Origin of the sequence: Rhodoferax sp. UBA5149, from assembly GCF_002413825.1 — a bacterium.
Lineage (GTDB): Bacteria > Pseudomonadota > Gammaproteobacteria > Burkholderiales > Burkholderiaceae_C > Rhodoferax.
Window position 1 is genome coordinate 34379 of record NZ_DHXT01000162.1, and the last position, 4306, is coordinate 38684.

The 4306-nt window shown below is 66.4% G+C and carries 5 protein-coding genes; all 5 read right to left on the bottom strand.

The annotated features are described in order from the left end of the window. Positions 1-858: pantoate--beta-alanine ligase (gene panC, locus B3V69_RS14910; RefSeq protein ID WP_296447799.1), on the bottom strand; the 858-nt coding region annotated here is incomplete at its 3' end. A 55-nt stretch (positions 859-913) separates the two neighbouring features. Then, a complete protein-coding gene (panB, locus tag B3V69_RS14915; protein WP_296447800.1) occupies positions 914-1798 on the bottom strand; it encodes a 3-methyl-2-oxobutanoate hydroxymethyltransferase in 885 nt (294 codons plus the stop codon). Positions 1799-1807: 9 nt separating this feature from the next. Next, positions 1808-2197, bottom strand: a complete 390-nt coding sequence (gene panD / locus B3V69_RS14920) for an aspartate 1-decarboxylase (protein WP_296447801.1) — start codon at positions 2195-2197, stop codon at positions 1808-1810. A 47-nt stretch (positions 2198-2244) separates the two neighbouring features. Further along, the gene (gene bioF / locus B3V69_RS14925) at positions 2245-3483 is read right to left on the bottom strand and encodes an 8-amino-7-oxononanoate synthase (RefSeq protein WP_296447802.1); all 1239 of its coding nucleotides are present in this window, start codon (positions 3481-3483) and stop codon (positions 2245-2247) included. Further along, complete coding sequence (gene bioD / locus B3V69_RS14930) at positions 3480-4145, bottom strand: dethiobiotin synthase (RefSeq protein ID WP_296447803.1); 666 nt, start codon at positions 4143-4145, stop codon at positions 3480-3482. The genes bioF and bioD overlap by 4 nt, the downstream gene beginning before the upstream one ends. Positions 4146-4306: the final 161 nt, after the last annotated feature.

The following is a 4306-nucleotide window of genomic DNA, read 5'->3' on the forward strand; positions in this document are numbered from 1 at the left end:
TTCGAGGTTATCGATCAGGCGTGTGGCACCCAATTTCGCCGCACCCAGCACGACCAGCGCTTCGGCCGCTACGGTACCTGACAGATCACCGGGTTGTGGCGCTTGCAAATCGCTGCGGTGCCGTGCCACGATGTAGTCGGGCGTCCAGCCGCGTGCCGTCAGCGTTTTCATGGCCTGGGCTTCGAGCGCTGCTATGTCGGTCGCGCCCGCCTTCAAAGCCGTGGCCATGGCCTTGAGCGTCAGTGACAACTGCACCGCCTCCGTGCGTTCGCTCTCGCTAAGGTAGCCGTTGCGCGAGGATAGCGCCAGGCCGTCCGGCGCGCGTGTGGTGTCTCCCGCCACAATCTCGATCGGCAGGGCAAATTGCCGCACCATATTGCGGATGATCATCAGTTGCTGGTAGTCCTTCTTGCCGAACACGGCCACGCGCCGGCCTTGCGCCTCGGAGAACACGCAGGCAAACAGCTTCATCACCACAGTGCTGACACCGACGAAAAAGCCGGGGCGAAAGTGGCCTTCCAGGATGTCGGCCAATTCGGATGGCGGATGCACCTTGTAGCTCTGGGGCTCTGGGTAGAGCTCTTTCTCGTTGGGAGCAAACAGCAGGTCACAGCCGGCGGTTTGCAGCTTTTCGCAATCCGAGCCCCAGGTGCGCGGATAGGTGTCAAAGTCTTCATGCGGCAGGAACTGCAGGCGGTTGACGAAGATGCTGGCCACCGTGACGTCGCCCAGCGGTTTGGCTTGGCGAATCAGCGCCAGATGGCCGTCATGCAGGTTGCCCATGGTGGGCACAAAAGCGGGGTGCTTGAATTGCGCCAGATGCTCGCGCAGCTCGGTGATGGTGTGGACGATTTTCATAGTACTTTGCGGGACAGACCGTAACGTAGCTAAGCTCTGTCCTCAATTGAAGAGGTTACCAGGCGTGTTGGCTGTTGTCGGGAAAAGTGCCGTCTTTCACGGCGGCCACAAAGGCGTGCATCGCTTCGCGCACGCCTGGCGCACCGGTCATGAAGTTGCGCACGAACTTGGGCATCTTGCCCAGGTTCATGCCCAGCATGTCGTGCAGCACCAGCACCTGGCCGGCCGTGCCCTGGCCGGCGCCAATGCCGATGGTCGGGCAATGCAGCAACTCGGTCGTGAGTTCGGCGGACAGCGCGGCAGGCACCATCTCCAGCACCAGCAGCGCGGCGCCCGCGTCCTGCAGGGCGTGGGCCTCGCGCTTCAGGGTGGCGGCCGACTCTTGCGTCTTGCCCTGCACCCGGTAGCCGCCCAGGGCGTGCACGGTTTGTGGCGTCAGACCCAGGTGAGCGCATACCGGGATGCCGCGTTCCACCAAAAAGCGCACGGTGTCAGTCGTCCAGCCGCCGCCTTCCAGCTTGACCATGTGGGCACCGGCCTGCATCAGCACGGCGGCGCTGCGCAAGGCCTGTTCTTTTGATTCATGGTAGGCGCCAAACGGCAAATCGCCAATCAGCCAGGCGGTGGCTTGCGCGCGGCGCAGGCCGCGCGCGACGCTCTCGACGTGGTAACGCATGGTCTCCAGCGTGACGCCCACCGTGCTGCTCAGGCCCTGGCACACCATACCCAGCGAATCGCCGACCAGAATGCACTCCACGCCGGCGGCGTCGGCGACGGCGGCAAAGGTGGCGTCGTAGGCGGTGAGCATGCTGATCTTCTCGCCGCGTGCGTGCATCTCCAGCAGGCGTGGCAGGCTGATGGGTTTGCGCAGTGCCGGGGCGGCGCTGGCGGGCAGGGTGCCGTAGGGCGTGGCGCTGGTGGACTCGATAGGGACGTTCATGGGAAATCCTTATGCTTGGCTCGCGGCTTGCACCGGGATGTGGGAACGAAGCGCCTGGATGCGGTTGTTGGCATCGACAAACACCAGTTGGGGCTGAAAGCCGGGCACCTGGTCTTCATGCACCTGGGCGAAGGCCGCGATGATGATCAGGTCACCCACCGCCGCGCGCCGGGCGGCTGAACCGTTGACCGAGATGATGCCGCTACCGCGCTGGCCGCGAATGGCGTAGGTCACAAAGCGTTCACCGTTGTTGATGTTCCAGATGTGGATCTGTTCGTTCTCGCTCAGATTGGCGGCGTCCAACAGGTCTTCGTCAATGGCGCAGGAGCCTTCGTAATGCAGCTCGCAGTCGGTCACGGTGACGCGGTGGATCTTGGATTTCAGCAGGGTTCGGAACATGGTGTAAGACTTTTCCAGGTCAGTCCGCCAAGGCGGAAAAAGAGGAATTAGATCACGGGTTCAGGATGGCGGGGCGCGCTGGTCGGCCGGGTGTTGGGTAGCAGCTCAGCCAGCGCCTGCACTAGGCGGTCGATATCGGCGTCGCTATGGGCGGCCGACAGGGCAATGCGTAGCCGGGCCGTGCCTTGGGGCACGGTGGGCGGGCGGATCGCCGGCACCCACAGGCCGCGTTCGCGCAGGCCCTCCATCACGGCCATGGCCTGGTCGTTGGGTCCGATCAGCAGCGCCTGGATGGCGGTGCGGGAGTCGCCCAGCTGCCAGGCGGTGCCGCGCAGAATCAAACCCAGGCTTTCACGCAGGCGCGCGATGAGTCGGGTCAGGTGGTCGCGGCGCCACGCCTCGCTTTCGATCAGGCGCAGACTGGTGCGCAGGGTATGGGCCAGCAAGGGCGGCGCGGCGGTGGCAAAGATGTAACTGCGGGTTTTTTGCAGCAGCCATTCGACCAGCGCATCTTCGCCGGCGACAAAGGCACCGGCCACGCCGGCGGCCTTGCCCAGCGTGGCCATGTAGAGCACGCGGCGCGAGGCGCTGGCCCCGCTCAGGCCGAAATGCGCCAGGCTGCCGCGGCCTTGTGGCCCGAGCACGCCAAAGCCATGGGCGTCGTCCAGCAGCAGCAGCGCGTCAAACCGCTCGCACAGCGCCAGCAGCGCGGGGATGTCGGCGATGTCGCCATCCATGCTGAACACGGCGTCGCTCATCACCAGTTTGCGCCGCGCCGGGCTTTGCGCCAGCGCCGCCGCCAGGGCGGCCAGGTCGCCGTGGGCATAGCGGTGGATGTGCGCCCGCGACAGCCGTGCGCCGTCGATCAGGCAGGCGTGGTTGAGCGCGTCGGAGAACACGGCGTCGCCCTCACCCACCAGGGCGGGCACGATGCCGATATTGGTAGCGTAACCGGCATAAAAGTACAGGGCACGCGGCATCTGGACAAAGGCCGCCAGTTCCTGCTCCAGGGCCTCGTTGGCCGCGCTGTGGCCACTCACCAGGGGCGACGCGCCCGACCCGACGCCGAATTCGCGCGCGCCAGCGCAGGCGGCGGCTATCAGTTCGGGATGGCCCGCCAGCCCGAGGTAGTCGTTGCTGCAAAAGGCCAGCACCGATTGGCCATCGACGCGCAGGCGGGCCCCGCCGTCGGGCAGCACCACGCGGCGGCGTCGGCGCAGGTGGGCATGGTCGAGCTCGGCGATGCGGGCTGGAAATTCGTCAATCCAGGAAGAGGGGGTGGTCATGGGCAAGGCAGATGGATGGTGATGGTGCGCGGGTCCGGCGCTTCCTGATAGGCGATGTCCGCCAGCAGCGGCGCGCCGAGCTGGCGCTGCAGCCAGGCGATGTTGTCTTCCTGGGCCTGCATCGCGGGGTCCAGGCGGTTGGCTACCCAGCCCGCCAGCGGGAGGCCACGCGCGCGGATGGCCTCCAAGGTCAACAAGGCGTGGTTCAGGCAACCCAGGCGCAGTCCCACGACCAGCACCACCGGCAGTGCCAGCGCCTGTGCCAGGTCGGCGCCGGTGGTGCTGTCCGACAGGGGCACATGAAAGCCGCCCGCGCCTTCCACCACCACCGCATCGGCCAGGCGCGCGAGTTCGCGGTAGCAGGCCACGAGATGGTCGATGCTGATGCGCACGCCCGCGCGCTTGGCCGCGATGTGGGGGGACAGCGGCTCGGGCAGCAGAAAGGGGTTGTCCAGTTCGGGCGGCACCGCGAGGGAGGAGGCCGCGCGCAGTGCCAGCACGTCTTCATTGGCCCAGGAGGTGCCCGCACGAACCACCCCCGCGGCCACTGGTTTCATGCCGACCACGCGCGGGTGGCGCAGCGCCAGTGCGTGCAGCAGCGCGGCTGACACCAGGGTTTTGCCGACGCCGGTGTCGGTGCCGGTGACGAAACAGGAAGTCATGTGCGCCGCCACGCCGGGCGCTGCGCTCAACACGTTTCTTCCGCCAAGGTGGCTTCGAGTGCAGCCAGCGCGCCGTGGGCCAGCCATTGCACGGCTTCGGCATCCAGCACATAGGGCGGCATCGCGTAGATCGTGTGACCAATGGGGCGCAGCAGCAGGCC

Bases quoted from the DNA above. Each gene is read 5' to 3' on its own strand.
- panD (WP_296447801.1), bottom strand. From the start codon at position 2,197: ATGTTCCGAACCCTGCTGAAATCCAAGATCCACCGCGTCACCGTGACC.
- panB (WP_296447800.1), bottom strand. From the start codon at position 1,798: ATGAACGTCCCTATCGAGTCCACCAGCGCCACGCCCTACGGCACCCTG.
- bioD (WP_296447803.1), bottom strand. From the start codon at position 4,145: ATGACTTCCTGTTTCGTCACCGGCACCGACACCGGCGTCGGCAAAACC.
- bioF (WP_296447802.1), bottom strand. From the start codon at position 3,483: ATGACCACCCCCTCTTCCTGGATTGACGAATTTCCAGCCCGCATCGCC.